Raw genomic sequence first — 26922 nt, 5'->3', positions numbered from 1 at the left:
CACACCAGATGAAACGCACAAAAGACTCCGACATCATCACTGGGAGAATTCCAGTCGTGTCGAAACTCGCCTATGGCCTCGGCGACGCATCGACTACACTGCTGCGCATCGTCATCATGACATACCTCGCGTACTTCTACACCGACGTCGCAAAATTGAACCCACTCGCCGTCGGAACCATGATGCTGGTCACCCAAATCATCAACCTGATTTCCGCGCCGGTAATCGGCCTCATGGTTGACGCGACACACACCAGAAAAGGCAAGGCCCGCCCCTGGTTCGCGGGCGTAGCGGTTCCTCTGGGACTATTTGGAGCCCTGTGTTTCTTCACACCCGACCTGAGCCCCGCCTGGCGACTCGCGTTCGCATACATATCGTACAACGGCTACAATATCTGCAACAACGCGCTACATATTCCACTCGGCGCCATTCTCCCCAACATGAGCACCGACTCCAACGAGCGCCAGTCCGCCAACTCGTGGCGCATGACCATCGGACAGATTGCAGGCGCCATGGCCTCGCTCATCACCGTGCCGCTCGTTACCTTCTTCGGCCAGGGGAACGAACGGCTCGGCTACAGCAGCACGACCATTCTTTATGGAATATTCGCGATTGTATGCTGCCTCTTCTGCTACTTCGTCATCCATGAGAACGTCAATCCCGAAGACCGCGCCGAGCGACACGGCAAGAAGCGGGAGAACCCATTCGCGAACCTGGGTGCGCTCCGGAACAACTTCCCACTGTTCGCCCTGCTAGTTGCGGACTTCTTCAACTCACTGTACACAACGATCCACAGCGCGGGCATGATGTACTACCTCAAATACCAGGTACACAACACGAACCTCATGCCCACGCTCTCCGTACTCACCTATCTATCAGTCATCGTAATCGCACTAGTACCAAGACTGAACAAGCGGTACAGTAAGAGGTCGATATTCGCAGCCGGACTGATCGCGGCAATCATCGCACGCGTAATCATCATGGCCGTGCCGAGTAACGTCGTGGTTCTGTACGCAGGAATGATTATCAACGGCCTGAGCACCGGCTGCGGCCTTGCACTCATGTACACCATGGCCGCCGACTGCATCGATTACGGAGAATGCCGCAACGGGACCCGCGCACAAGGAGTCACCTACTCGCTTAGCAGCATGCTCGAAGGCATTGCAACCGGTGTAGGAGGCGCGCTCGTCGGCTACGTACTCAACTGGGGAGGGTACGTGGCTGACGCCGAGGCTCAAACAGCGTCCGCCATGATCTCGATCAACTCGATATTCCTGTACATACCTATCGCATGCTGCGCAATCATGCTGATCGCGCTCGCGTTCTACAACCTAGATTCAAAGCTTCCTGAAGTCACCAAGGTTCTCAACGAACGCCATGCCTCCCGACAGACAGCGGTGCAAACCGACTAGAACAGAGAATCTGAGTCAGTCAGAGGACGTGCGCCCCTGAACACAAGGAGAGGAACAGATGACGACGAACAAATACTGCCCAACAAGTAGCGAATATGTGCCTTTCGACGGATTCGCCGGCGTTGTTGTACACCGACCGATTGACCCCAAGCTGCTGAAACCCGTGACCGTGGTGCTAATGCACTCCGACGACGTCTACTACGGTTTCATTCCGGGACCTGAGTTGGCGAAGCGCGGCTACACAGTGGTTGCAGGGGCAGTTCATCATTCAGAAGAGACTCTTGACCAGAAGATTCGCGATCTCGGAAAGGCAGTAGAGTACGCCAGAAGAACATATCCAGCCAACCCTATAGTCCTGCTCGGACATTCGGGCGGAGCGAGCTTGATCAGCGCCTATCAGGCCGTAGCCGAAAACAGCGAGGACGTATTTCGGGATGATTCACGCATCATCAAGCTGGCGCCTGTCGGCGAATTGGAGCCAGCCCAAGGCGTTTTGCTGCTGGACTCGAACTTCGGAAACGGCGTCATGACATTGCTCAGCCTTGAGCCGGGACTGGTAGACGCATCATCGGGCACGGAGATCGATCCCCGCTACGATCTGTTTGCTCCCGGCAACGGCTGGTCTGCCGGAGGCGCAAACTATGCTCCCGGTTTTGTACGTGAATACCTGCGCGCTCAGGCAGAGCGAAACGACGAGCTTATAGATTACGCACTCGAGCGCCTGTCGCTGATTGAAGCCGGCAGAGGCAGATTTCTGGACGACGAGCCCATGACCATCGTCGGCGGGAACCAATTCGCGCCTTGCAACCGACTATTCCCACAAGACTTGCACTATCTGTGCCATACGGAGCATCCTTGGCCAGTGATTCACTCCGATGGAAGCATAACCGAGCAGGTCGTACACTCGAGGAGGAAGGTCAGAAGCTTCCCCAATCCCGCCGCCAACAATGGGTTGTCCACGAAGCAGACCACCGTACGCAACTTCCTAACAAACTGCGCTGTGCGCACCCAGAATTTCCACTACGACTCCTCGCACGTGTACGGCATCGAATGGGATAGCGCCTACTGCAATACCCCGGGCAACGTTCAATATATTAGTTCTCCCACTCTGATCATGGGTAACACCGGCAGCTACGAGTTCATGGCCGCTGAACAGATCTATGTGAACATGACGGCCGACGACAAGTCCATGATCTTCGTCGAGGGCGCTGGGCATAATTTCACCCCCGAAACGTCCGCAGAAGAGTTTCCAGGGGAGTTCGGAGACACCACCAAGAATTGCTTCGATTATGTAGCATCATGGCTGGAGGAGAGATTCTAGATGACCTGTATTCCGAAGTCGGCCGGGTTGGAGTTGCAGGGGAAGACGGCTGTGCTCTCCGGCGCGACAGCAGGAGTGGGAGCTCAAGTCGCCTTGACCCTGGCGCGGCACGGAGCGAGTATTTGCCTGCTCACTCACAATCTCGCCGAAGCCGGCCGGCTCGTCAACCAAGTAGAGGATTCGGGAGGCCATGCCTGGGCTCTTTCATGCATGGTGGAGGAGGACGCGCAATCGTATGCCGCATTCAATGCGGCACGGAGGCATTTTGACTCCGGCATAGATATCGTTTTCACGAATATGGGACTCATGCCCGACGCCCCGACTTACCCCCGCAAGACTGTCGCCAACCTCGAACCATCGGATTGGAGGTCCTATATGGGCACCGCCTTGCAGGGCGTCATCAATAGCACGGCCGTAGCGCTCAAGATCATGCGTGAGCAGGATAGCGGTGGCACTATCATCAACACGGCGTTCTACGGAATGCGGCCGCGCCCCGGTCTGGCGCTGTATAACGCGTCGCGTTCTGCCATTAGGTCGCTGGTCGAGACCGTGAACCTCGAGGCTGCCGAGGGCGGGGCTCCGGTCTCGGCGTATCTGCTGGATTGTGAGTCCGAAATCGATTGTTGCGGCGCGCGTGTTGTCGAGCTTGTCTTGAGAATCTGCGCGGGCGCATACCAGGATGATCCCGGGCTCGTGGTGGTTGACGGCTGAGTCGCACCGCCGGTCCGCGTTTCGCCACGGCGCCGCGGGTAGGGGCATGGCGTTGCGGCGCCGTGGCTGCAGGCGCCTCGAGGTCAGTAGCGGTGAATGCCGCAGCTCTCCTTGATGCGTCGTATCCGCGGCGGGAGCTGGTCCAGCGGCATGTTTCGCGGGGCGTCGCAGGATCCCGTCGCCGCGGCAACCTCGTAAAACCAACATTTGTAGTCGATGAAGTCGAGGGTGGTCTGCAGTTCCTCCAGCTCGCGCACGACCTCGCGGCGACGCGCCTGGACCATGCGACGACGCGCTTCGATCGTGGAGTCCCCCTCGAAGTAGAGCCGCACATATTCGCGGATCTCCTTGATGGGCATGCCGGACTTCTTCAATCGCTCCACGTACCGGATCCACTCCAGGTCGTCCTCGGTGAAACGCCGCGTTCCCCCGCCCGTGCGGGCGACGCCCGGAATGAGGCCCTCCCGGTCGTAGAAGCGCAGCGCCGACGTCGTCAGGCCGGTCTCCCGGGCGGCCTCCCCGATCGTGTAGGTGCGTTCCGCGACTGCGGCTGGAGTGCTCATTTAGGCTCATACCCTTCGAATGTGACGATGGCCGCCCGACGGCCGCTTGACCTGAAGCTCACTTCAACTTGAAGACTATCCCCATCGGCGAGGTGCGCGGCTGCGGCTCCGCCGGGCCGAGCACGACCGCCGCTCTTGCGCAGTCCCGTCACAGCGGGACTGCCGACTCATGTTGTTCAAGGAGTACTCGTGTTCGTCATCGATCTGACCATCACCGAAGAGGTCGACGACGCCGTAGCGGCCGAGCACCTGGCCGCCCACCGGCGTTGGTTCGCCTCCCACGTCGAGTCCGGGGACTTCCTCCTGCTCGGACCCCGCCGGGACCGCTCGGGCGCCGGGATCATCCTCGCCCGCGCCGAGTCCCGGGCGGCGCTCGAGGAGATCCTCGCCGGCGACATCTACCACCCGGAAGGCGCCACCTACGAGGTCGCCGAGTTCAAGGCGACCATGGGGGCACCGGCCCTGGCCGACCTGCTGGAGTCCTGAGGCCGCGCCGGGCTCTGCCAGTACCTGGCAGCCGGTACCCGCGAACACTTAGGTTCGTGGCCGGGAAGTCCGAGCCGGTCTCCCCGGCAGGCCATACTTCGCCCGGGGAGCTCCCCTCCAAACCAACCAGTCGCATCCGCTCTTCGAAGGAGTTCTCTTGAAGACCACCGTCCTTGTCTTCCACCCCCGCCTGAACGCAGGCTCGCGCGTCAACGCGCGCCTGGCGCAGGCCGCCCGGGCCGCCGGCACCCCCGACACGCCCGTCGAGGTCCGGGACCTGTACGCCCTCTACCCGGACTTCCGCATCGACGTCGAGGCCGAGAAGGCCGTGCTGACCGCCGCCGACCGCATCGTCTGGCAGTTCCCCATGTACTGGTACTCAACCCCCTCGCTGCTCAAGCAGTGGGAGGACGACGTCCTGGAGCACGGCTGGGCCTACGGCTCCACCGGCACCGCCCTGCACGGCAAGGAGCTCGGCGTGGCCGTCTCCCCCGGCGCCCCCACCGAGCGCTACGACCACGAGGGCGCCTTCCACTACACGGTCACCGACCTGCTGCGTCCCCTGCAGGCGACCAGCAACCTGATCGGCACCCGTTTCCTGCGGCCCTTCGTCACCACCGGCGCCATGGCCATCTCCGATGCCGACCTGGAGGCTCAGGCCGACGCCTACACGGCATGGCTGACCGGCGAGGTGCCCGCGCTCGGCGACTTCGAGTAAGTCCACTCTCCTCGGCCGTGGAGCCCCCGCGGCCGAGGAGGCTGCGCAGGGCTCTCGTACCCGTCTGGGCAGTGGGCGGGATGACCTTCGACCGGCGTCGTTTCGCCTAGGAGTGGACATGTCTGTGGCTGCAAGCGGGCACGGGGCGCCCGAACAGGTTGGCCCCAAGGCGCTGATCACCCAGTTCACCGATCCCATGATGGGGCTGTCATGGGAGTGCGAACCGGCTCTGCGCAGGGTGGAGACGCACTTCCCGGGTGCGGTCGAGTTCGACACCGCGATGGGCCTGCTGGTGCGCGACGTGTCCGACTTCATGACGCCGGCCGAGCGCACTCTGGATGCGGCCGCCGGCATCCGCGCCTACAACGCCAGGCTGGCGGATATCTACCGCGAGGAGGAGCCGCTCGCGGGTATGCCCATCAACATGGAGGGCTTCTCCCTGTTCTCCCCGGCCCGGCGCTCATCGCTCCCGCTCAACCTCGCCTATGAGGCAGTCCGGTTGATCGCCCCCGGCCAGGCGGAGCGTTTCCTCTACCGGCTGCGCTTCGCGACGGTCGTCGAATGCCGGCCCACCACCGCGACCGAGGAGCTGGTGGAGGTGGTGCGCGCCTGCGGCCTGGACATCGGCACCTTCCTGGCGGCCTTCGACGGGCCGGCGGCCAGGGCGGCCCTGCGGGCGAGCCTCGAACGCCGAGCGGCCCTGGGCATCAGGGGCCTGCCCGCATTCATGATCAGCTACGGCGATGTCAGGATGCTGCTGGGCGGGGTCTGCGACTACGACGCCCTCGCCGCTGCGCTCGAGCGCGTCTCCGGCGGCCGGATGCAGCCGGCCGCCGTCAGCCCGACGACGACGGCGGTTGATGAGCTGTTGGCGGCCCACCCGCTGCTGTCCGACGTCGAGATCGGCGCAGCCCTGGACCTGAGTGGGCCGGATCAGGCACGCGACTTGGCCACTCCCCTCCTCGACACCGGCCGTGCCCGGCTCCTTCAGGCACCACGAGGCTGGTTCATCGAGCGGGTGTGAGCGCGCCCCGTTTCATAGCGGGCATCGGCGGTCAGGGAAGCTTGGAGCCGCGGTAGTAGAGCACCGCGATCTGGGTGCGGTTGCGTAGGCCGAGCTTGGCCAGGATGGCGCTGATGTGATTGCGCACCGTGCCCTCGCTCAGGTGCAGCCGGTCCGCCGTCTCGGCGTTGTCGAGCCCCCCGCTGATGGCCTGAACCACCTCGTACTCACGCTCGGTCAGCGCGGCAAAGGCCGGAGGGCGTACGTCTCCGGGCGTCGCCGCACCCGTCGCCATCCCCATGGCGGCGGTTCGCTCGAGTACCCGCCCCTCCAGGACGCTCATCCCGGTCATGACACTCCGCAGCGCGGGGGCTATCTGCGCCACGTCCTGCTTGATCAGGTAGCCGCGGGCCCCCAGTTGCAGCGCCCGTGCAATGTACTCATCGTCGGCGAAGGTGGTCAGAAAGACCACCTTCGCGCCCGGATCCAGGGCGAGGATCTGCTCGGCCGCATCCAGGCCGTCGGCTCCGGGCATCTGTATGTCCAACAACACCACGTCGGGGTGCGCGTCCCGGAAACCGGCTACCGCCTCCAGGCCGCTGGCGCCCACACCGACCACGTCGATATCCGCCTCGGCCCCCAGGATCGTCGCCAGGGAATGGGCGAGCAGACGATCGTCGTCGACGATTAGTACCTTCACGCGGTCTCCTTCGGGATGGTGGCGAGCACCGTGAACCTCGGAGAAGTCAGGATACGGAGCGTTCCCCCCAGGGACTCGACCCGATCGGTCATGGAACGTGTGCCGAGCCCCATGCCGTCGGCGTCCGGACGTGCGCTCAGCAGCGGCTGTGGGGACTCGGCCCACGCCGGGACGGAGCCGTCGTTGGCGATCGTCAGCCGCCAGAATCCGGGGAAGTCCGCGACCGTCACCCAGGCGGTCCTCGCCTCGCCGTGGCGGGCGGCGTTGGTCAGGGCCTCGCGTGTCACCGCGACCAGGCAGCGCGTCACCAGTGCCGGTGGAGACGCGTCGGGAGCACAATCGACCCTCACCTGCGCGACGCCACAGCCCACAGCGAGCCGGTTGAGAGCCACGGCCAGGTCCTCGCCCGTGTCATCCAGGGCATGAACCCCTGCGCGCATGGCCGACAGCGCCTCGTCAGCTGTCTGCGCAATCTGCCTCAGTTCGGCCACCGCAGCCGAGTCATCCCGGTGGGCGGCTTGGGCGGCGTGCACCTGGAACAGCAGACGAGTGAGCAGGTGCCCGACGCCGTCGTGAATCTCCCGGGCAATCCGAGTGCGCTCCGACAAGGCCGCGGCACGCGTCTCGTACTCCTGAGCCTGCTCCAGCCGAGCCTGCGTCTCCTGCAGCGCGGTAACCCGATGCTGTAGATCGTCCCGAACGGCGTGCAAGGCGCTGCGGGCACGGTCCACCTGCCCGGTGCGCACCGCCAGCAGGGCGGCCACCGCCGCCAGGGCCGCCGCCACCGACACAACGGCCCCAGAATCGCGCCGCAGCGCCAACACCAGGGGTGCCACACAGATCACCGCGCCGCCCCATGCCCAACGGCCCCGATCCGAGACCGCCCCCACCAGCTCATAGACGGCCAGTGGCACTCCCACGGCGGCCGCAGAGTCCGCGCATCCCGCCAGCAGGTAGGCGGCCGGCAGGGCACCCACGGCCGGCCACCGCCCCCAGGCGGCACAGGTCCCACTGCAGGTGACGGCAACCAGGAACCACACGATCGTCGTCGGCGTGGGCATCCCGAACACCAGCACCAGGGGGACGCAGGCCGCCAGCACCACGGTCCTGTCCGTCAGCTCCCTCACGCACCGATTATCAGCCACGGCAGCGCGGCGAGTGCGCGGACGGTGACAGCCCCTGACATTTGTCACGACCGGGCCGCCACCTCATGACAGCAGGCACTTCCGGCACCGTGCCGCCTCGCGCAACCATGGCCCCGAACCCGATCGACGGGCGAAAGGAGACGACGTGTCCGACATGGCGGTGGTCGTTGATGACCTGGTCAAGCGCTACGGGGAGCTGGTAGCCGTGGATGGGCTGTCGCTGGAGGTCGCCTCGGGCGAGATCCTCGGGCTGCTCGGCCCGAACGGCTCGGGTAAGACCACGGCGATCAATTGCATACTGCAGCTGCTTACCTACAACCGGGGCGAGATCCGCGTATTCGGCGAGCCGATGTCGGCCACCGCCTACGAGCTCAAGCGGCGAATCGGGGTGGTGCCGCAGGAGGTGGCCGTCTTCGAGGAGCTCACAGTCCGGGAGAACATCGACGCCTTCTGCGCCCTGTACGTCTCCGATCGCGCCCGCCGTCGCGAGCTGGTGCAGGAGGCGATCGACTTCGTGGACCTGGGGCGGTTCGCCAGGTTCCGCCCCAAGAAGCTCTCCGGCGGGCTGCTGCGCCGCCTGAACATCGCCTGCGGCATCGTGCACCGCCCCGATCTAATCATCCTGGATGAACCCACCGTGGCCGTCGACCCGCAGAGCCGCAGCGCCATCCTCGACGGGATCAAACACCTCAACACCCGCGGCGCCACCATCGTCTACACCAGTCACTACATGGAGGAGGTGGAGCAGCTTTGCACGCGGATCATCATCATGGACCGGGGCAGGCAGATCGCCGGCGGCACCGCCAGCGAGCTCAAGGCGATGATCGGCACCGGTGAGCGCATCCGCGTGGAGGTCGTCTCCCCCGCCGAGCTCGGCGAGCGCGAGCTGGAGCAGGTGCGTCGAGCGGAGCACGTCCGCACCGTCACCTACGAGCCGCCCGAGCTGGTCGTCGAGTGCGCGCCGGGGGCGCACAACCTAGCCGACGTGCTGGCGGCACTGGCGGCGGTGGACGTGACTTGTGGCCGGGTGACCTCCGAGCCGCCGACCCTGAACGACGTGTTCCTGGAGATCACCGGCCGGGCGCTGCGCGACGAGGCGGCCTGATATGCCCACCGTCTTCCGTTACCAGGTGCTCCGACTCCTGCGCGACAGGATCCTGCTGTTGTGGACACTCGGTATGCCGATCGCACTGTCCCTGATGTTCATGATGATGTTCTCCGGGCTGGAGGCGGGTTACGCCGTCGACCCCATCCGGGTCGGGATCGTTCATGATGATGCCTACGCGGCCGCGGCGGGATTGGGCGGCGCCCTTGACACTGTCTCCGCCGACGACGCCGAACTGCGGCTGCTCGATCCCGTGGCCTACGACACCGCGGAGCAGGCCGAGGCGGCCGTTCGCGACGGCGCGGTGGTCGGCTACATCGCGGTCCAGAGTGGCACGCCCGTGCTGCACCTGTCCCCGGAAGGCAATGACCTGTCCACCACCCCGGTACTGCGCGCCATGCTGGACACCTACGTGCATAGCCGCGACGAGATCACCTCGCTGATCGCCGCGGGAGCACCGCCTGCGGATGCCGCCGCCGCAGTACAGGACCGCCACGCATTCACCACCGAGGTCCAGGTCACCCGCGTGCCCGGAAAGCCCGAGGTGCCGTATTACTTCGCGCTGCTCGCCTTCACCAGCGGCATGGGTATGACGATCGCGGTAGTCGCCATCCGGGAGATCACCGCCCCTTCAGGGCCTCTGGCGGCGCGCCGCAACCTGGGGGCACTGCCGCGCTGGAGACTGCTCCTGGGGACGCTTTCCGCGGCCTGGGCATGCACCTGGGCCTGCCTGGTACTGGCATTCATATTCATGCGATTCGTGGTGGGTGTGGACTTCGGCCCCTACACGGCGCTATGCCTGTTGGCAATCGGGATCTCCAGCCTCATGGCCTGCGCCGCCGGCTCGGTCCTGGGAACCTTCCCGCGGATGCCGCTGGGCGGAGTCTCGGCAATCAGTTGCCTACTGTCCCTGTTCTGCGGGCTGTACGGCACCGCCTCACAGCGACTGGCCAATGCCATCGAACTCAGCGCCCCGCTGGCGTCCCAGCTCAATCCCCTATGGCAGGCGACCCGATGCTTCTACGGGCTGCTCTACTACGACTCCCTGGAGCCATTCGCTCGCAGCTGCGCCGTGCTGGCGGGTATGAGCGTCATATTCCTGCTGATCGCCCTAATGCGCATGCGGAGGACGAACCATGAGTACCTTTAAGACCTCGCTGCGGATTCTGGTGGCCCACCGCCTCTACATCCTGATCTACCTGGTGCTCATGAGCGCGGGCGCTGTCTTCGTCGGGACCGGCTCCGGCAACGCGACCGACGCCGGCGTCACCCAGGTGACGGCGGATGTTGCCGTGATCGACCGCGACGACTCCGCGGTATCCCGGGCACTGGCCGAATACGTGGGCTCCGTCGGCAACACCCGGCCGCTGGAAGACACCAAACAGGCACTCCAGGACGCCACCGCCAAGGACCGCATCCAGTACATCCTGATCATCCCCGCCGGCTTCGGCGAGGAGCTACAGGCCGCGGCCCAGGACGGAACCCAGCCGCCCGCCGTGGAGACCGTCGTCAGCTACCGGTCCTACATGGGCTCACTCATGAACGTGCACACCGACTCGTACCTGAACCAGGTCTACGACTATCTGCATGCCCTGAACACGGATGCCACCGGCACCCAGTCCGCCGAACAGTCCGTGGAGCGGGCCGTGACCCTGGCAAAAGGTTCAATGCGCGGCGGCTCCGCCGCTCGGCTCATCACCCAAGACGCACTCCCTCTGCCGGAGTCCTTGAAGCTGTATACGCTGTTCTCACTGTTCCCGCTGACGGCCTTCTGCGTGGTAGCGATTGCGGTGCTCATGGCCTCCCTCAACCGACCTCCCGTGCACTCCCGCGTGTCTTCCGCGCCCGTGACCGGCCGCTCACGCGGCCTGGGGCTGCTGGGCGCATGTCTTCTAGTGGGTCTGGTGGCATGGTTGTGGTTCTTCTGCCTGGGCACTGCGGTTTTCGCCGCCGATCGCATCGTGGATGCGGCACCACGGCTGGGGGTGATCGGTCTCGCGCTGGCCGCGTATACCCTGAATGGAGTAGCCATGGGCTTCCTCGTGGGGCAACTGCGACTGGGGGAGAACGCCGCGAACGCCATCGCAGTCATCGGCGGCATGGCATTCTCCGTCCTAGCGGGCGCGTGGGCCCCCCTGGACATGCTGCCCGACGCCGTGATCGCGGTCGCGCGGCTCACACCCGGATATTGGGCTACCCTGGCCACCGGTGGCGCCTTCAACGCCGGCTCGACCTCCGCCCAGGTGCTCACGCCGCTGCTCGGGTACTGCGGGATATGCGCCCTGTTCGCCGTCGCCATCGGAGCGATCGGGCTGGGTGTCGGCCGCTCACGGGCACGTGCGGCGGTCTAACCAGACATCGAGTCATCGGCAGAAATGTCCATCGGTGCCCACTTTCACCGCAGCCAGCCCATAGTTTCACGGCTCTTCGCGTTTGTGGGTGTGGTGGTTCGGGCTCGCGGGTGGTCGTGTTCGGCGCGGACGGGTCCGACTTGGTGGTCGTGTTCGGGACGATGAGGTCGTGCTCGGGCGTGCGGGAAACGAGGTCGTGGGTCCTGCGCGGACGTTCTGAGGCTGACGACGACGTCACCGGCGGCGGGGATGTCCTCGGGGCGGTGCCACGGGCGTAGAGCGAGTGGGATCGAGGCCAGGGCGCGGTCGTTGGGTACGCCCCTTCGGCCTCTGCTACGCCAATTTGACCTCCCCAGACCCCTTCAGCAGACACCCAACCGGCGTAGTAAACAGGCGCTTCCGGTTTGCGGGTGTGAGGTCCGGCCGGGGCTGCGGTGCGGGGGTGGTGGTCGGGGTGATGCGGTCGTGCTCGGGTCGGCGGGGACGTCGTCGGGCCGCCGAGGACGCTCTCCCGGGAGGCGTCCTCGAGGGCCGGGGCGTGTCCTCTAGCAACCCCGCCAGGGCATCCGGACCGGCTCGTCGTGCTTGTGGATGTGGCGGCCGGCGTGTCTCCGGGCGAGGAAACCGGTGGGCCTGCCGGTTCACCACGGTGACCGCCGCCCAGCTGTCACTGATTGCACCACTTTACCTGCCCGGACACGAGCCACCTAGCGCACATCGTTGAAATCATGCGGTTCTGTCGACCAAGATTCCGGCATGTCCCAGCAAAGTGGTGCAATCTGTGACAGCTGAGAGCACTATCGAATGTTCACGGGCTCTGCGGATTGTGGGTGTGGTGGTTCGGGCCCGCGGGTGGTCGTGGTCGGGCGCACGAGGTCGGCGTGGGGTCTGCGCGGACGTTCTGAGGCTGACGAGGACATGTGGCCGGCGGGGTCGTGTTCGGGCTGGCGAGGACGTCCTCGGCCCGGTAGGGACGCTCTCGCCGCGGCCGGGCGGAGTGCTCGAGGACGCGGGTTAAACCTCCACGGCGCCGGCTCGTCATTCCAGGCCTGGCTGCACTTGGCTGCCGATAGCTCCGGCGCCCGGGAGCGGGGCCGTCTACTGCGCCGCGTCGCCGTCTGCTACGCCACTTCGGGGTTAACAACGCCAGTTAACCGTCTGCTGAAGGCCCCAGAGGTATACAGCAGAGCGTTAAGTAGCGTTGTTAACGCCCAGCCGGCGCACCAGACACCCCACGCCACCCACCCCACCCCATGCCATGTCCCAGGACATCGGCAGCACTCCTGCCGCAGCCCGAGACAACCACCACACCCCCAAACCGGAAGAACCACTTTTCCTCTCGGCACGTCACCCGGGACAAGCTCCTCAAAGCCGTCGGAGGCCGAGGCCAAGCCAGCGGGGTGGGCCGCCGTGTGGCGGCCCACCCCGGAGTGCTCAGAGCTGCGCGAAGATGCGACTCAGCCGAGGTTGGTGCGCAGGAACTCGGTGATCCTCTCCCACGGGATGGCGCCGTTCTCGCCGCCGTCGTACAGGTCGGTGTGGGAGGCGCCGGGGATGGAGACGAATTCCTTGTTGTCGCCCTGCAGGCGGGCGAAGGCGTCCTTACCCATGTAGTAGGAGTGGGCCGCCTCCCCGTGGACGATCATGACGGCGTTCTCGATCTCCTCGATGTAGCCGAGCAGGGTCGCGTTCATCAGCGAGGAGCCACCGATGACCGTCCACCCGTCGTTGGAGTTCAGGGAGCGGGGGTGGTAGCCGCGGGGCGTCTTGTAGTAGGCGTAGTAGTCCTTGACGAAGCCGGGAGCATCCTCGGGCAGCGGGTCTACTACCCCGCCGGCCAGGGCGTAGGTGCCGGAGCGGTAGTCGGCGGTGCGCTGGGCGGCCACGGATGCGCGCGTCTGATTGCGGGCCTCGGCGGAGTCGGCGGAGTCGAAGTAGCCGTTCGCGGCCACCCGGCTCATGTCGTACATGGTGGAGACCACGGTGGCCTTGATCCGCGGGTCGGCGGCCGCGGCGGCCAGCGCCATGCCGCCCCAGCCGCAGACGCCGATGATGCCGACGCGTTCGGGGTCGACGTCGTCGCGCACGGACAGGAAGTCGACGGCGGCCTGGAAGTCCTCGATGTTGATGTCCGGGGAGTTCATGTAGCGGGGCGTGCCGCCGGACTCGCCGGTGAAGCTGGGGTCGAAGGCGATCGTGAGGAAGCCGCGCTCGGCCATGGTCTGGGCGTACAGGCCACTGGACTGCTCCTTGACGGCGCCGAAGGGCCCGCTCACGGCCAGCGCGGGCAGCTTGCCGTCGGCGTCCTTCGGCTTGTACAGGTCGGCGGCCAGGGTGATGCCGAAGCGCGTGTGGAAGGTGACCTTCTCATGGTCCACGGCGTCGGACTGGGGGAAGACCTTGTCCCACTCCTGGGTCAGTTCGAGGTTTTCGGTGCTCATTTCCTGATGCTCCATTCTCTGTATCTGTGGCTGTGCGTGGCGCCCCGTTACGGTGCGGAGCGCCTCCGGCATCTAAATTAACCACTCGGGCAACATGACGCTAATGACCATTTGTCATGCCTGACATGCCGTCTTGGCATATCTTGTTGGACATGGAGATACGCACACTGCGGTACTTCGCCGCCGTGGCCCGGGAGGAGAACATGACCCGAGCCGCCGCACAGCTGAACGTCTCGCAGCCTACGCTTTCGAAGCAGATGAAGGCGCTGGAGCGGGAGTTGGGGCACAAGCTGTTCGTCAGGCACTCCTTCAGCATCGAGCTCACCGAGGAGGGCCGACTGCTGCGCGAACGGGCCGAGGATCTAATCGGCCTGGCAGACCGTATCGAGGCCGACTTCCTTACCCTGGGTGACATCACCGGAGGCGATCTGTACCTGGGGCTGGCCGAGTCCTACCAGGTGGGTCTGCTCGCCCGCCAGCTCAAGCTGCTCAAGCAGGAGTGCCCCGGGCTGCGCTACCACGTCACCAGCGGCGACACCGAGCAGGTCACCGAGAAGCTGGACCGGGGCCTGCTCGACTTCGCGGCGATCGTCGAGGAGCCCGACGGCGAGCGCTTCAGCCGGTACGAGACGCTGCCCCTGCCAGTGGCGGACAGGTGGGGCGTGGTGTTGCGGCACGACGACGCCCTGGCCGGCAAGGAGGCCGTCACCGTGGACGACCTGGCGGGACTACCGCTCTTCTGCTCGGAGCAGTCCTGGGCACGGGACATCCCGGCCTGGGCCGGCAGCCGCATGGGCGAACTGCAACTTGAGGGCACCTTCCGCCTGCCCTACAACGGCGCGGTCTTCGCCCGCGAGGGCCTGGGCTACCTGCTCACCTTCGACCACCTGGTGGACACCAGCCCCTCCAGCGGACTGGCCTTCCGCCCGCTGGAGCCGGCACTCGAGTCGCGGATGTACCTCATCTGGCGGCGGCAGCAGGCTCACTCCCCCATGGCGGAGCGCTTCCTGGAACGGCTACGCGCCTCGCTGGCCGACGACGACACGCCCGCACCATCCACTAGCCTGTCGGTGCGACCGCGGTCGACCTCGAGAACACCGAGAAGGAGCTGAGCACGTGTACAGAGTTCTGGTGGTGGAGGATGATGCGGCGCTGGCACGCGGCATCATCGGCCTGTTAGAGCGCTACCAGTACGACTGCACCGCGGCATCCGACTTCGGAAACCTGCTGCACGAGGTCGAGCGCGTTGATCCGGACGTCGTCCTGTTGGACGTGAATCTGCCGCGCTACGACGGTTTCTACTGGTGTCGCCGCATCAGGGAGGTCTCCAAAATCCCTATCATCATCGTGTCCGCCCGGGACGCCACCGGCGACCAGGTCCGAGGCATCGAAGCGGGCGCAGACGACTATCTGACCAAACCCTTCGACCCGGAGCTGCTGCTGGCCAAGGTCGGTGGTGTGATTCGACGCGCCTACGGGGATTTGAGTTCCGCGGATGCCGAGGACGCGCTCACGGTGCGGGATTTAATTCTGTTCCCCGGGCGGCAGCTGGCGGCCATCGGCGGCCAGGAGGTCGAGCTGTCACTCACGGAGACGAAACTGCTGCAGGCCCTGATGCAGGCGCATCCCGATGCGGCCTCACGCGATCGGCTACTCGCCTCCGCCTGGGAGGACGCCGCCTACGTGGAGGACAACACCCTCACCGTCAATATTCGCCGGCTACGCGGCCGCCTCTCAGGACACCGTGTTGGAGTTGAACTCAGAGCCGTGCGCGGATACGGATACCGGCTCGTCGTCGGCGCGGATGAGCGTGGCGGAGGCACCACGTGAGACTATTTCTGCGCGAGCACCTGGGCATCGTGATGCTATTCGTCCTGGTTGTGGGAGGGCTGCTACCGCTTTACCAAGGTGTCGGCGGATTCAACACCACCGGCGGCATGACCTACTTCTTGTGCCTGTCCGGTTTTCTGCTGGTAGCGACCCTTACGGTGCGGTATTTCCGACGTCGGCGGCTGTATCGCTGGCTCGGCTCCCCGGGCCGGGTCCTGGAGGAGCTGCTCGGACAGGAGTCCACCGATCCGCTCGTCAATGCCTTCATCCAACACGGCAACGCCAGTTACCAGCGCTACCTGGGGCTGCTCACGGAGCAGCAGGCGGCGACCGAGCAGTGGCGCACCCACATCGTCCAGTGGGTGCACCAGATGAAGACGCCGCTCAGTGTCATCCGCCTGCTGGTGCAGGACGGCGAGGGGAGCCGTGATCCCTTCCCTGTTCTTTGTGAGCTCGACCGGTTGCAGCGGCAGTTGGATCTGGTGCTGAGTCTGGCCCGGATCGAGCGCTTCGAGAACGATCTGGTGACCGAGCAGGTGCACCTGAGTGATCTGGCACGTGGGGTCATGCAACAGAATCAGCGGCTGTTCCTGCAGAGCGAAGTGAGCGTCGCCTGTACCGGTGAGGACATCGTGGTGAACACGGATCGCAAGTGGATCGGCTTCGTCGCGGACCAGCTGATCCACAACGCCGTTAAGTTCTCCGAACCGGGATCCTCGGTGGAGGTACGCATCGGCGCCCGACCGGAGGGAGCGCAGCTGAGTGTCATTGATACCGGCTGCGGCATACGTCCCCGCGACCTGCCACGCGTATGCGACCTGTACTACACCGGTTCAAATGGCCGAGCGGGCTCGCAGTCCTCCGGGGTGGGCCTGTACCTGGTCAAGCAGGTGCTCGAACGCCTCGGACACTCGCTGCAGATCACCTCGGCCGTCGATGAGGGAACCACCGTCACCGTGCGCTTCGGCACAAGCACAGCCGCGGTTGCCTGACCACACCGCAGGTGACAGCGATTGTCACCCGCGGTCACCCGCTTCGATGGTTCGCGCCCCGTACGGGCAATAGCTTTAACGGCAGTTGCCGAACACACGGAAGGGGCAAGCAATGACTGAAACGGCAATGCGAAACACCGTGACACACGAGCCCGGACCGGCCGTGGTGTCGCTGGAGGGCGTGAGCAAGATTTACGGGGACACGGTCAGGGTCAAGGCCGTCAATCAGCTCTCGCTGCGCATAGGCGCGGGCGAACTGGTGGCAATCATGGGGCCCTCGGGTAGTGGCAAGTCCACGGTCCTGAATCTGGTGGCGGGAATCCTGCCGGTCACCTCGGGCACCGTACGCGTAGGAGGTCAGAATCCGGCCGACCTGAGCGAGGAGGAGGCCGCAGTCTTCCGGCGGACACGACTGGGGTTCGTGTTTCAAGACTTCAACCTGGTGGACACGCTGACCATTCAGGAGAACATCATGCTGCCGCTCATGCTGGCGGCGAATGAGAGCCCCGCCCGCATGCGACGCCGCTCCCGGGCGGTGGCAGAGCAGCTCGGCATCGGGGATGTCCTGGCCCACCGGGTGCATGAGGTTTCGGGCGGTCAGGCGCAGCGGGCAGCCATCGGACGGGCGATCATTCACGGACCGCAGCTGCTGCTCGCGGACGAGCCGACCGGGAATCTCGACTCCGCGGCCGCGCAGGACGTCATGCGTATCTTCTCCGATCTCAACGAGCGCCGAGGGGTATCCACCATCGTGGTCACCCATGATGCACGCACCGCGAGCTGGTGCAAACGGGTGGTGTTCATCAAGGACGGCGCCGTGCACTCCGAGCTGTATCGGGAAGACGACCGACTGGCCTTCTACGATGAGATCCTGAACGTCCTCAAGCTCATCGGCGGTGAGGGACGATGACCCTCTGGCAGTTCGCGAAGCACAATGTTCTGCGCGATACGGAGACCTACATCGCCTACTGGTTGAGCAGCGTCTTCACCGTCACGATCTTCTTCATCTTCGCCGTCAACGCCGATCACCCCGAGCTGGATCAGGACGACAGTAGCATCCAGTTGTTCATGCGGATGGCCTCGGTGATCGTGCTCGTGTTCGCGGTCATGTTCCTGTCGCTTTCGATCTACTCCTTCGTGGATCGGCGCCGACGCACCTTCGGCACGCTGCGGGCAATGGGCATGTCGCGCCGCCAGTTGCGGCGCATGCTGCTGGCGGAGAACTCCCTGATCGGGGCCAGCGCCATTGTGGTCGGCATGCTCGTGGGGACGGCCTTCGGCCATCTGTCGGTGCTGATCATGGCGCGCATCGTCCGCCTGTCCAACATAACCTGGAAGACGCCCCTGGCACCGATTCGCGATACGGCGATCGGATTCGCGGTGGTGTTCGTGCTGGTCACCCTGCTCCTGGTTCGCGGCCTGTCCCGGCGCCCCATACTCGAGCTGCTCTCCTCCCCGGGGCATGAGGCCAAGGGCGTGCGCTTCTCCGTCCCGCTGGCCGTTGTCGGGGCGGTGGTGCTGCTACTCGGCTATGCGCTCACCTTCTACCCGCGTTGTGCAGGAACCGCCCCGGCGCTGATCGACCACGTACTGGAGAAGACGCTGAACTACGTGCTGATCGGGTGCTTCATGGTGGGCACATTCCTGGTTCTGAGCCAGTTCGTCTTCCTGGCCATCACCGGCATCCAGAAGCACTCACGCCGCTACCTTCGCGGCGGCAACGCGCTGTGGGTCTCGGCACTGCTGTACCGCCTGAAGAGCGGGGTGACCTCCATGTTCATCTCCACCATGCTGCTCACCGCGGCCTTCTGCGCCGTCACCGCATCCATCTCCCTGGCCATGTCCGTCCGCGCCGATATCACGGCCAGCATCCCCTTCGCCGCCACCTACTACGCCTTTGGCGACAGCGATCGGGAGGCAGGGGACCTCGCGCTCATTGAGCGGGAGCTGGACGGCAACGGCATCGATCATCAGCAGTACACGCTGGACTTCATCCTCCTGGGAGAAGGAGACGATGTGGGTCTGGTGGACACCAAGTTCGTATCCGAGGAGGAGTACGGCCGGGTGACCGGAGAGCACCCCGACCTGGCGGCCGGCCAGGCGCTCGACATCAGTGGGGCGAGCGAAACAACCGGGAGTACGGTCGGCGTGGATGGCGTCGGCGAGCTCGAGGTGGTAGGCGCCGGCACCCGGCTGCTCGACAATCCGCGCAACATTGACTGTTACGTGGTCGCCGACCAGACGCTGCAGGAGATCTCCCAGCAGCCGCGCACGACCTCCATGCGTGCCCACCTGTTCGACTTCGACGACGCGCTGCATGACTCCGGCGCCCGCGCCTTCTCCACCACCGTGCGCAATACGATCGGCGTCGGGATGGCTGATGGCGAGAGCTTCCTGTTCATCCCGCGCATTGATGAGATCGACGCCGACGAGTTCAGCCACCAGATCTTCACCTACGTGGGCGTGCTGTTCTCCGCGGTCTTCATGGCCGCCTCGGCCAGCCTGATCTACTTCCGGCTGGTTTCCAGCGTGCGGGACAACCTGCCGATCACACGGAACCTGCACCGCATGGGCATGTCGCTGCGGGAGATTCTGCGCGTGCAGCGCAGGCAACTGCTGGTACTGTTCACCGTTCCGGTGCTGCTGGCGGTCGTCAACACGGGCTTCGCCATGAACTACCTGGTGATGGCACGGATCGCCTCCCGGCTCCTGTACGGGCGCTTTCTGATCATCCTCATCCCGCTGCTCGCCCTGCAGGCCGGCTACTTCGCCTTCCTGAGCAGTCGCTTCTCGGCCAAGGTGCGCATCTTCCTGAAAGATCCGCAGTAGGCGGGCGCGTATTCCGGGCACCTCAGGATGTGGGGAGATCGAGTCGATCATCCGGCTCGATCTCCCCACTGCCGCGAGTAATGAACTGCGTGGGGATCACAATGTGCTCCGGCCGGAGAACCTCACCCTCCAGGCGGCGGAACAGGCGCTGCGCCGCCACCCTTCCCATGCGCCGGGGGTCCTGCCGCACTACCGTGAGCGCCGGCTGAAGCATGTCCGCCAGCGGCAGGTCGTCGAAGCCGACGTGCGCTATCCGGTTGCGCAGTTCCAGATTGTGCAACGCGTGCAGCGCCCCCTCGGTGAGGAGGTTCTGCCCACTGAAGATCGCCGTCGGCGGGCACGGCTCATTGAAGAGCCCAGTGACGGCGCACTCGGCCGCCCCCGCCCCTACCAGCCCGGAGACGACAACCGCCCCGCCGAGATCGACCCCATAACCCGCAAAGGCGGCTGTGAATCCCTCCCGGCGCTCCACGGCCGTGGCTACATTCAGACGCTCGGTGAGCAGCGCGATTCGCCGGTGCCCACGCTCAAGCAGATGCAGGGTGGCCCGCTCGGCCGCAGACCGGGTATCACTGGTTACACAGTCGGCCCCGATGCCATGCGGCGCCCGATCCACGAAGACGATCGGCACCCCCAGATGCAGAACCCGCTCCAATGCGGCGCCGTCCACCGTGGTGGTGTTGACGATGATGCCGTCCACGTGGCGCTTGATGGAATCCTCCACCGCCGCCACCTCCCGATCCGGCTGCTCGTCCAGACTGGAGGCAAGCACCGCCACGTCGTGCTCCCGGGCCACATCCTCTACACCACGGTGGAGCTCACCGGCGAAGGGATTGTCGACGCTGCCGACCAGCAGGGCAATCGTGCGCGTGGCTCCGCCGGGGCGGCGCAGGCTGCCAGCACGCAGGTCGACGTGGTAGTCGAGTTCACGTACCGCCGCCCAGACGCGCTCGGCGGTCCGATCGGAGACATTGGGCTCACCGTTTACAACACGGGAAACCGTCTTTACGCCCACCCCCGCCAGGCGGGCGACCTGCTTCATGGTGGGGCGCCGCCGCGCCCCCGACGCCGCACCGACGGACGAGTATGACGTCACTGTCTCCTCCCCGATTCTTGAGACGCACTTGACCCACGTGGTGACCAACCGTACCATCGTTACTGCTGTTGACATCGTTGTCAGCACTGGAACGCCGCGGTTGGAAGCGTTCCAGTACCCCACTCCCCACAGCCGCTTCGGCGGCTCTCCCAACCGCCCCGGCACTCCCGGGATCGGGCACCTAGAAGCAATGGAGCAGATATGGCACCACCACAACCACCCCTGCTGAAACTGACGGACGTCTCCAAGTCCTTTCCCGGCGTGCAGGCCCTCAGCGGCGTCTCCTTCGATCTGCAGCCCGGGGAGGTGCATGCGCTCGTCGGTGAAAACGGGGCCGGCAAGTCCACACTCGTCAAAATCCTCACCGGCATTCACCCCGACTTCGAGGGCAGTTACGAGTACGGCGGCGCCCCAGCCGCCTTCCACTCCATCCGCGATGCTCAACGCGCCGGAATCGCCATCGTCCACCAGGAACTCAACATGATGGCCGACCTGAGCGTGGCGCAGAACATCTTCATCGGCAGGGAGTCCTCCTCTCTGTTGGTCTCCGATCGCGCGCTGAACCGCCGTGCCCAGGAGCTGCTCGCCGAGCACGAGGTCGACGTAGCCCCGCAAACCCTGTTGCGGGACCTGTCGGTCTCCAAGGCACAGCTGGTGGAGATCGTGCGCGCCATGTCCTTCGAGGCGACCAAGGTGCTGATTCTGGACGAGCCGACGGCGGCGCTGTCGGAGGCCGAGAGCGCCGAGTTGCTTCAGCGAGTGCGACGGTTACGGGACCGCGGTGTCTCGGTCGTCTACATCTCTCACCGCATGCACGAGGTCATGGCGATCGCCGACCGCATTACGGTCCTGCGCGACGGCGCGCATGTGGGCACGCTCAAGACGGCCGACACCGACCTCGACGAGATCATCGAGATGATGGTGGGCAGGCAGGTCGTCAACACCCCGAAAACCCACTCCGACGTAGCACCCGACGCGCCCGTCGTCATGCGGGCCGAGCATCTCGCCTCCGCCGACGTCAAGGACGTGTCCTTCACCCTCCATCGCGGGGAGATCCTCGGATTCGCGGGTCTGGTCGGCGCCGGCCGCACGGAGGCCATGCGGATTGTCGCAGGTGCGGACCGTCCCACATCCGGGCGGCTGGAGGTCAACGGCGCCGAGGTGTCCTTCCACCGTCCCAAAGACGCTATTCATGCGGGAATCGCCTATCTGTCCGAGGATCGCAAGCGCTTCGGCCTGGTCACGGGCCTGTCCGTCAGCGACAACACAGTCCTGGCCTCCTACGACGCCTTCACCACCGCCACGGTCGTACACGAACGTGCGGTACAACGCGCAACCCGCAAGTACGTGGACATGCTGCGCATCAAGACCCCGTCCACACGCCAGCGCGTACGCAACCTCTCCGGCGGCAACCAGCAGAAGGTGGTGCTGGCCAAGTGGCTGCTGCGCGACGTCGACATCCTCATCTTCGATGAGCCCACACGCGGCATCGACATCGGTGCGCGCGCTGAGATTTACCAGCTCATGCGCGACCTGGTGGCGCAGGGCAAGTCGATCATCCTCGTCTCCTCAGACCTCGATGAGGTCTTGCACCTGTCCGATCGCGTAGTTGTCATGCGCGAGGGACGCAAGACCGGAGAGCTGGACGCCTCCGAGGCAACGCAGATCAAGATCATGGAATTGGCCACCAAGCAGGAAGAAGGTCGCGCAGCATGAGCGCAAACATCATCAAGAAGAACCCGGTGCGCGCGCTGCCCATGCAGCAGCTGATGGCGCTGGCGGCACTGGTCATCCTGTATGCGTTCTTCGCCGTATTCGGCAATCACTTCCTGTCCCCCAGCACCTTCGTGTCGATCCTCGACTCGTCCTACTACATCGGTTTCCTGGCCATCGGGATGACCTTCGTCATCATCACCGCGGGCATCGACCTGTCCTCCGGGACGGTGATGGTCGGCTCCGCGCTGGTCGGCGGCGTGGCATACAACGTATGGCACCTTCCGATCGGCCTCGCGCTGCTGGTGGTACTCGCAACCGGGGTCGCCTTCGGCATCGGCAACGGAATCCTGGTCGGCTTCCTGCATATCCCGCCATTCATCGCCACCCTGGGCATGCAGTTCGCCTCCCTCGGCCTGTGCGCGGTGATCGCCCAGGTGCAGACACAGACCTACCCGAGCCTGACCTCCGACGACGGCTGGTTCAAGACGGTCCTGTACAAGGCGGGGAACCTGCCCGTGGGCATCCTCTGGCTGGCCGCGTTCTTCGTGATCGCCTGGTTCATCCTCACCCGCACCAAGCTCGGCCGCTACACCTACGCCATCGGCTCCAACGAGGAGGCGGTCGAGCTGTCCGGCGTGGTGGTCTCCCGCTGGAAGTTCTGGGTCTACGTGCTCAACGGCTTCTTCTGCGGACTGGCCGGGGTCATCTACGCGGCCACCTTCTCCTCCATTACACCCCAGACCGGCAACGGTCAGGAGATGTACGCGATCGCCGCATGCGTGATCGGCGGTACCTCACTGGCCGGGGGCGTCGGCTCCCTGTGGGGAACCATCATCGGCGTCTTCGTCATCTCCGTACTCAAGACCGGCCTGCTGTCGATGGGCCTGCCCGTGCAGTGGCAGCAGGTCCTTATCGGCGTCGTCGTGGTGCTGGCGGTCCTACTGGACGTCATCCGCACCCGCCGTGCCGGACGCGCGTAATCCCAAGAGCTCATCAAGCCCCACCCCATCCACGAAAGGAACCATCACCATGACCCCCATGCTCACCCGGAGGACCGCGCTGACAGCGGCGCTCGCCTCCGCCTGCTCCCTGTCCTTGCTGGCCGCCTGCAGCGATGACGGAGGCTCCGCCGGCTCGGACGGGAAGATGAAGGTCATCATCATCTCCAAGAGCTACCAGAACCAGTTCTACCAGGCCGCCTTCAAGGGTGCGCAGGACGCCGCCGACGAGCTTGGCGTCGACTTGGAGACCAACGGTCCCGACGCCGAGAGCAACGTCTCCCAGCAGGTGGAGCAGCTGGCCTCTGCGGTCAACCAGCGCCCGGCCGCAATCGCCCTGGCGGCCTGCCAGCCCGACGCCGTGCAGGATGCCCTGGTGAACGCCAAGAACCAGAACATCCCGGTGATCGGCTTCGACTCTGGCGTGCCCGACGACGCCTCCGGCGCGGTGCTGGCCACCGCGACCACCGACAATGAGGCGGCCGGCGGAAACGTCGCCACCAACCTCGCCGCGAACGCCGATCTGCAATCCGCTCTGGCCTCCGCGAGCGCGGACTCCCCCGCCGTCATCGGGGTACTTGCCCAGGACTCGACCTCCGGCTCGATCGTCCAGCGTGTGGACGGCTTCACCGCCACCCTCGTGACCGAGTTGGAGAAGCTCGACGGCCTCGCCGGTGCGGTCGACGTGTCCGGACAGCAGCGTTGGACCACGCCTTCGACCAACCCCGCCAAGGTGAAGATCGTCGTCACCGTACCGCCCACCACCAGCCAGGCGGACATTCAGTCCGCGGCCACCTCGATCCTGTCCACGGACGGCCTGGTGGCCTTGTTCGCCGCCAACCAGGACGCCGTCAACGGCGTCATCAGCGCCACCGCTGACGCCTCCCAGTTGGACCGTGACTCCGGCCGCTACAAGGACCTGCTGGTGGTGGGCTTCGACGCCGGCACTTCACAAAAGGACGCCGTGCGCTCCGGGGCCTTCCTCGGCTCGGTGACCCAGGACCCCTACCAGATGGGATACCAGGCGGTCACCCTCGCCGTGCAGGCGGCGAATGGTGAGAGCGTTGCGGACGTGGACACCGGTTCACACTGGTATGACTCCTCCAACATCGATGATGAGGACATCTCGGTGCTCCTGTACGACTGAGAGAACCGAACGACGTGGTGGCCGGGCGGCGCGTTACCGTCCGGCCACCACTTGTCTCCACGGCGGTCGGGTGGGGCACTCCCCCGGCAGCGTGGTCTTGCCGTGGCGCCCGGGTCTGTTCTGTGCCTGCGGACAGCCCGCACCGAACATGTGCGGCCTGAATGATTAGAAGCAGAGGGACCGATTTCAAAGCCTGTCGACGAACTCCGCAGCAACCTCGAGAGGGACCGGATCCCATTTCCTCACGTACTGGATGGCAGACACACGGCCTCTTTTCCCCGAGTCGCGTGTGCGCCTGATGTAATCAAGATCGAGCGGGCACTCCGCAAGCATACGATCCACCGAGGCTCCGTACATGTACCGAAAGTGCAGCCTCTGCATGTCTTTCTTTGTCAACACAGAGTTGCGTGAAGCAAAAACAGCGACCGCCAGCAACAGGATTACCGGAACCACAAAAAAGATTACGGCCAACACTGCCTCAGACAAGCTTATTCTCCTCTTTCCCGGCACCGCGCAAGTGCTTCAGCTCCGCCACGTGCAGCGTATCACCCAGGGTCGCCGATTCACTGAGCCGGGTTGGCTTCGCGACTGCGTCCCAATGACTCTCCCGTTTCCCCGGCGAGTCGCCGACTACTCCAAGGCCAGCCGCAGTTCTTCCGCGCGCTCCCTGCCGATCCGCCAGGTTATGGTGGTGGTCGCCTCCACCAGGGCGGCGTCGTGGGAGACGAGCAGCAGCGCCCCCGGGAATGGCGCCAGCATCCTCTCCAGCGCCCTAATGGACCCGATGTCCAGGTGGTTGGTGGGCTCGTCCATGACGATGAGCTCCGGCCGGTCGAGGACGCCGAGGGCGAGCATGAGTTTGCGCATCTCGCCGGGGCTGACCTCCTCCCCCGCCAGAACCCGCTCCGGCGAGGAGTTGAGCCTGGCCACGATCGACAGCACGCGGCCGCGGCGCTCGGCGTCCAGCCCGGCCAGGCGCGCCCGTGTCGCTTCCCGCGCCGCCCGGTCGGGTTCTTGCGGCACATACAGCCGCGCCGTGTCCTCCGGCAGCCGCGCCAGCAGCGCTCGGACGAGCGTGGTCTTGCCGGTGCCGTTGTCGCCCACCAGTGCCACGTGGTCGCGACTGTTCAGGTGCAGCGCCGGCGTGCGCAGGGTTGTGGCCTCTCCCAGGAGCAGGGCGAGCGGCTGTGTGCGCAGCAGTACTGGACGACGGCTCGGGGCGGAGTCGACCCACAGGTCGGCGTCGTAGCGCTTGTCGATGTGCATGGCCTCCACCTGGGCGTTCGCGCGGGCGAGCCGGGCCTCCATGCGGGAGGCGAGCCGGCCCGTCTTGCCGTCCTGTCCGGTCACCACCGCTAAGCGTCGACGGAAGCGTGCGTCGTTGTCGTGCTTGGCGATGTTGCGGGCGGAGCGGCGGGAGGCGGTGCGGGAAGCCTCCTCGCGGCGTCGTTGGGTCTCTCGAGCCAGGCGCCGCTGCTCCCGCTTGGCCGCCTCACGGCGCTGGACGGCGCCCTCCCGCTCCAGCTCGGCCTGGGCGAAGCCCTGCGTGTAACCGCCCGGCCGCATGACGCCGGTACCGGCGTTCATGAACAGGCACTGAGTGCACAGGGCGTCCAGCAGGGCCCGGTCGTGGGAGATGAGGATGCCGACGCCGTTGAAACGCGCCAGGGCGGCACGGATGGCCGCGCGGGCCGCGGCGTCGGCATGGTTGGTCGGCTCGTCAACCACCAGCAGGTCCGGCTGATCCCAAAGCGCACAGGCGACCTGGACCAGCTTGCGCTGTCCGCCCGAGAGCGTGTCGTAGCGCCAGGCCCACTCGTCGGCGACGCCGAGGTCGCGGCGCAACCGCATAGCGACCTCGTCATAGGCGCAGGCGAAGTCCATCAGCGTCGGCGGTGGCGCGGCGGCGTCCTGGGCACAGTAGTAGGCCACCAGGCGCGGAGCCACTGCGCCGGCGTCGGGCTTCAGTTCCCCGCAGGCGATGCGGGCGAGGGTGGTCTTGCCGCACCCGTTGTCGCCGACGACGCCGGTCCAGCCGGCCGGGAAGGTGGCGGTTACGCCGGACAGCGCCGGAGAGGCGGTGCCGGGGTAGGTGTGGTGGATATCGGACAGGGTGAGCTGCATGCGGGCCTCCTGGGGTAGGAGGCCGTGCGGCGGTGCAGGCTGGTCTCGAGCTGCGTTCCGACTGGGCCGTCTTCATGGGCAACCACCGGGTAGTGCGACGCGGGGGCGGCGTCTACATCCGCCACCATCGTGGGGATCGGGGATGCGGCTGGTCGGTATGGAGGTCAGCGATGCTGCACCCCGGGCACGGCCTCATGGGTTGAGTCTGTTTCCGTGTGCCCGTGGGGCATCGCT

At 65.5% G+C, this 26922-nt stretch carries 24 protein-coding genes; 17 read left to right on the top strand and 7 right to left on the bottom strand.

Annotated features, from left to right (window positions below):
* Positions 1 to 8 precede the first annotated feature (8 nt).
* From ACGLYG10_RS05055 to ACGLYG10_RS05045, 3 genes are read left to right on the top strand one after another with little or no spacing between them, the layout of a single operon-like run.
* Positions 9 to 1412 carry an MFS transporter gene (locus tag ACGLYG10_RS05055; protein ID WP_073328574.1) on the top strand — a complete coding sequence of 468 codons (1404 nt, stop codon included), beginning with the start codon at positions 9 to 11 and terminating at the stop codon, positions 1410 to 1412.
* A gap of 58 nt (positions 1413 to 1470) precedes the next feature.
* Positions 1471 to 2733, top strand: coding sequence for an alpha/beta fold hydrolase (locus ACGLYG10_RS05050; protein WP_139240843.1), 1263 nt, complete (start codon positions 1471 to 1473; stop codon positions 2731 to 2733).
* Positions 2734 to 3444: an SDR family NAD(P)-dependent oxidoreductase gene (locus ACGLYG10_RS05045; protein WP_073328571.1), complete on the top strand. Its 711-nt coding sequence runs from the start codon at positions 2734 to 2736 to the stop codon at positions 3442 to 3444. It begins immediately after the preceding gene.
* A gap of 83 nt (positions 3445 to 3527) precedes the next feature.
* Here the strand turns inward: ACGLYG10_RS05045 and ACGLYG10_RS05040 are convergent, their stop codons facing one another.
* Positions 3528 to 4007, bottom strand: coding sequence for a MerR family transcriptional regulator (locus tag ACGLYG10_RS05040; RefSeq protein ID WP_073328569.1), 480 nt, complete (start codon positions 4005 to 4007; stop codon positions 3528 to 3530).
* 189 nt (positions 4008 to 4196) lie between these two features.
* Between ACGLYG10_RS05040 and ACGLYG10_RS05035 the strand changes: the two genes are divergently transcribed.
* From ACGLYG10_RS05035 to ACGLYG10_RS05025, 3 genes are all read left to right on the top strand, one after another.
* On the top strand, positions 4197 to 4493 hold the full coding sequence (locus tag ACGLYG10_RS05035; protein WP_073328566.1) for a YciI family protein: 297 nt from the start codon (positions 4197 to 4199) through the stop codon (positions 4491 to 4493).
* Positions 4494 to 4650: 157 nt separating this feature from the next.
* Positions 4651 to 5211 (top strand): NAD(P)H-dependent oxidoreductase, encoded by a 561-nt coding sequence (locus ACGLYG10_RS05030; RefSeq protein ID WP_073328564.1) that lies wholly within the window; start codon positions 4651 to 4653, stop codon positions 5209 to 5211.
* Positions 5212 to 5329: 118 nt separating this feature from the next.
* Entirely contained in the window at positions 5330 to 6235 is a 906-nt protein-coding gene (locus tag ACGLYG10_RS05025) for a DsbA family protein (protein ID WP_073328561.1), read from the top strand.
* 31 nt (positions 6236 to 6266) lie between these two features.
* Here the strand turns inward: ACGLYG10_RS05025 and ACGLYG10_RS05020 are convergent, their stop codons facing one another.
* Together ACGLYG10_RS05020 and ACGLYG10_RS05015 are read right to left on the bottom strand one after the other, a co-directional pair.
* Entirely contained in the window at positions 6267 to 6914 is a 648-nt protein-coding gene (locus ACGLYG10_RS05020; RefSeq protein WP_073328559.1) for a response regulator transcription factor, read from the bottom strand.
* Positions 6911 to 8041 carry a sensor histidine kinase gene (locus ACGLYG10_RS05015; protein ID WP_073328556.1) on the bottom strand — a complete coding sequence of 377 codons (1131 nt, stop codon included), beginning with the start codon at positions 8039 to 8041 and terminating at the stop codon, positions 6911 to 6913. Before ACGLYG10_RS05015 ends, ACGLYG10_RS05020 begins: the two co-directional genes overlap by 4 nt.
* Positions 8042 to 8213: 172 nt before the next feature.
* Between ACGLYG10_RS05015 and ACGLYG10_RS05010 the strand changes: the two genes are divergently transcribed.
* The 3 genes from ACGLYG10_RS05010 to ACGLYG10_RS05000 are packed head-to-tail and all read left to right on the top strand — an operon-like array spanning position 8214 to position 11515.
* Positions 8214 to 9164, top strand: a complete 951-nt coding sequence (locus tag ACGLYG10_RS05010; RefSeq protein WP_073329267.1) for an ABC transporter ATP-binding protein — start codon at positions 8214 to 8216, stop codon at positions 9162 to 9164.
* A 1-nt stretch (position 9165) separates the two neighbouring features.
* Positions 9166 to 10314: an ABC transporter permease gene (locus tag ACGLYG10_RS05005; RefSeq protein ID WP_073328554.1), complete on the top strand. Its 1149-nt coding sequence runs from the start codon at positions 9166 to 9168 to the stop codon at positions 10312 to 10314.
* A complete protein-coding gene (locus ACGLYG10_RS05000; RefSeq protein WP_170866457.1) occupies positions 10301 to 11515 on the top strand; it encodes an ABC transporter permease in 1215 nt (404 codons plus the stop codon). Before ACGLYG10_RS05005 ends, ACGLYG10_RS05000 begins: the two co-directional genes overlap by 14 nt.
* Positions 11516 to 12972: 1457 nt before the next feature.
* Here ACGLYG10_RS05000 and ACGLYG10_RS04995 read toward each other — a convergent pair.
* Positions 12973 to 13956, bottom strand: coding sequence for an alpha/beta hydrolase (locus ACGLYG10_RS04995; RefSeq protein ID WP_073328551.1), 984 nt, complete (start codon positions 13954 to 13956; stop codon positions 12973 to 12975).
* Between the two features lie 152 nt (positions 13957 to 14108).
* Between ACGLYG10_RS04995 and ACGLYG10_RS04990 the strand changes: the two genes are divergently transcribed.
* The 5 genes from ACGLYG10_RS04990 (at position 14109) to ACGLYG10_RS04970 (ending at position 19607) form a co-directional block, all read left to right on the top strand.
* A complete protein-coding gene (locus ACGLYG10_RS04990; RefSeq protein WP_073329264.1) occupies positions 14109 to 15068 on the top strand; it encodes a LysR family transcriptional regulator in 960 nt (319 codons plus the stop codon).
* A gap of 4 nt (positions 15069 to 15072) precedes the next feature.
* Positions 15073 to 15786 carry a response regulator transcription factor gene (locus ACGLYG10_RS04985; RefSeq protein WP_073328549.1) on the top strand — a complete coding sequence of 238 codons (714 nt, stop codon included), beginning with the start codon at positions 15073 to 15075 and terminating at the stop codon, positions 15784 to 15786.
* Positions 15783 to 16778: a sensor histidine kinase gene (locus ACGLYG10_RS04980; RefSeq protein WP_073328546.1), complete on the top strand. Its 996-nt coding sequence runs from the start codon at positions 15783 to 15785 to the stop codon at positions 16776 to 16778. The genes ACGLYG10_RS04985 and ACGLYG10_RS04980 overlap by 4 nt, the downstream gene beginning before the upstream one ends.
* 112 nt (positions 16779 to 16890) lie before the next feature.
* The gene (locus ACGLYG10_RS04975) at positions 16891 to 17688 is read left to right on the top strand and encodes an ABC transporter ATP-binding protein (protein ID WP_244542583.1); all 798 of its coding nucleotides are present in this window, start codon (positions 16891 to 16893) and stop codon (positions 17686 to 17688) included.
* Complete coding sequence (locus tag ACGLYG10_RS04970) at positions 17685 to 19607, top strand: ABC transporter permease (RefSeq protein WP_073328541.1); 1923 nt, start codon at positions 17685 to 17687, stop codon at positions 19605 to 19607. The genes ACGLYG10_RS04975 and ACGLYG10_RS04970 overlap by 4 nt, the downstream gene beginning before the upstream one ends.
* Before the next feature lie 22 nt (positions 19608 to 19629).
* On the opposite strand, the gene ACGLYG10_RS04965 is transcribed toward ACGLYG10_RS04970, so the two are convergent.
* Positions 19630 to 20703: a LacI family DNA-binding transcriptional regulator gene (locus tag ACGLYG10_RS04965; protein WP_211482979.1), complete on the bottom strand. Its 1074-nt coding sequence runs from the start codon at positions 20701 to 20703 to the stop codon at positions 19630 to 19632.
* A gap of 201 nt (positions 20704 to 20904) precedes the next feature.
* On the opposite strand from ACGLYG10_RS04965, the gene ACGLYG10_RS04960 reads away from it, so the two are divergent.
* The 3 genes from ACGLYG10_RS04960 to ACGLYG10_RS04950 are packed head-to-tail and all read left to right on the top strand — an operon-like array spanning position 20905 to position 24564.
* Positions 20905 to 22419, top strand: a complete 1515-nt coding sequence (locus ACGLYG10_RS04960) for a sugar ABC transporter ATP-binding protein (RefSeq protein ID WP_073328535.1) — start codon at positions 20905 to 20907, stop codon at positions 22417 to 22419.
* Positions 22416 to 23399 carry an ABC transporter permease gene (locus ACGLYG10_RS04955; RefSeq protein ID WP_073328533.1) on the top strand — a complete coding sequence of 328 codons (984 nt, stop codon included), beginning with the start codon at positions 22416 to 22418 and terminating at the stop codon, positions 23397 to 23399. The genes ACGLYG10_RS04960 and ACGLYG10_RS04955 overlap by 4 nt, the downstream gene beginning before the upstream one ends.
* A 49-nt stretch (positions 23400 to 23448) precedes the next feature.
* Complete coding sequence (locus tag ACGLYG10_RS04950; protein WP_083565539.1) at positions 23449 to 24564, top strand: substrate-binding domain-containing protein; 1116 nt, start codon at positions 23449 to 23451, stop codon at positions 24562 to 24564.
* A gap of 186 nt (positions 24565 to 24750) precedes the next feature.
* Here ACGLYG10_RS04950 and ACGLYG10_RS15835 read toward each other — a convergent pair whose 3' ends face one another.
* Positions 24751 to 25050, bottom strand: a complete 300-nt coding sequence (locus tag ACGLYG10_RS15835; protein WP_073328529.1) for a hypothetical protein — start codon at positions 25048 to 25050, stop codon at positions 24751 to 24753.
* 144 nt (positions 25051 to 25194) lie between these two features.
* Entirely contained in the window at positions 25195 to 26688 is a 1494-nt protein-coding gene (locus ACGLYG10_RS04940; RefSeq protein WP_073328526.1) for an ATP-binding cassette domain-containing protein, read from the bottom strand.
* Positions 26689 to 26922: the final 234 nt, after the last annotated feature.

Origin of the sequence: Actinomyces glycerinitolerans, assembly GCF_900098745.1 — a bacterium.
GTDB classification, from domain to species: Bacteria; Actinomycetota; Actinomycetes; order Actinomycetales; family Actinomycetaceae; genus Actinomyces; species Actinomyces glycerinitolerans.
Note: the sequence above shows the minus strand (reverse complement) of the source record. Positions and strands in the feature narration are given on the sequence as shown.

Excerpts from the sequence above, each read along its gene's own strand:
- ACGLYG10_RS05005 (WP_073328554.1), top strand. The coding sequence starts at position 9,166 with ATGCCCACCGTCTTCCGTTACCAGGTGCTCCGACTCCTGCGCGACAGG.
- ACGLYG10_RS04950 (WP_083565539.1), top strand. The coding sequence starts at position 23,449 with ATGACCCCCATGCTCACCCGGAGGACCGCGCTGACAGCGGCGCTCGCC.
- ACGLYG10_RS04960 (WP_073328535.1), top strand. The coding sequence starts at position 20,905 with ATGGCACCACCACAACCACCCCTGCTGAAACTGACGGACGTCTCCAAG.
- ACGLYG10_RS04975 (WP_244542583.1), top strand. The coding sequence starts at position 16,891 with ATGACTGAAACGGCAATGCGAAACACCGTGACACACGAGCCCGGACCG.
- ACGLYG10_RS05045 (WP_073328571.1), top strand. The coding sequence starts at position 2,734 with ATGACCTGTATTCCGAAGTCGGCCGGGTTGGAGTTGCAGGGGAAGACG.
- ACGLYG10_RS04990 (WP_073329264.1), top strand. The coding sequence starts at position 14,109 with ATGGAGATACGCACACTGCGGTACTTCGCCGCCGTGGCCCGGGAGGAG.
- ACGLYG10_RS04970 (WP_073328541.1), top strand. The coding sequence starts at position 17,685 with ATGACCCTCTGGCAGTTCGCGAAGCACAATGTTCTGCGCGATACGGAG.
- ACGLYG10_RS04995 (WP_073328551.1), bottom strand. The coding sequence starts at position 13,956 with ATGAGCACCGAAAACCTCGAACTGACCCAGGAGTGGGACAAGGTCTTC.
- ACGLYG10_RS05040 (WP_073328569.1), bottom strand. The coding sequence starts at position 4,007 with ATGAGCACTCCAGCCGCAGTCGCGGAACGCACCTACACGATCGGGGAG.
- ACGLYG10_RS04955 (WP_073328533.1), top strand. The coding sequence starts at position 22,416 with ATGAGCGCAAACATCATCAAGAAGAACCCGGTGCGCGCGCTGCCCATG.
- ACGLYG10_RS05050 (WP_139240843.1), top strand. The coding sequence starts at position 1,471 with ATGACGACGAACAAATACTGCCCAACAAGTAGCGAATATGTGCCTTTC.
- ACGLYG10_RS05055 (WP_073328574.1), top strand. The coding sequence starts at position 9 with ATGAAACGCACAAAAGACTCCGACATCATCACTGGGAGAATTCCAGTC.
- ACGLYG10_RS04940 (WP_073328526.1), bottom strand. The coding sequence starts at position 26,688 with ATGCAGCTCACCCTGTCCGATATCCACCACACCTACCCCGGCACCGCC.
- ACGLYG10_RS05025 (WP_073328561.1), top strand. The coding sequence starts at position 5,330 with ATGTCTGTGGCTGCAAGCGGGCACGGGGCGCCCGAACAGGTTGGCCCC.
- ACGLYG10_RS05000 (WP_170866457.1), top strand. The coding sequence starts at position 10,301 with ATGAGTACCTTTAAGACCTCGCTGCGGATTCTGGTGGCCCACCGCCTC.
- ACGLYG10_RS05010 (WP_073329267.1), top strand. The coding sequence starts at position 8,214 with ATGGCGGTGGTCGTTGATGACCTGGTCAAGCGCTACGGGGAGCTGGTA.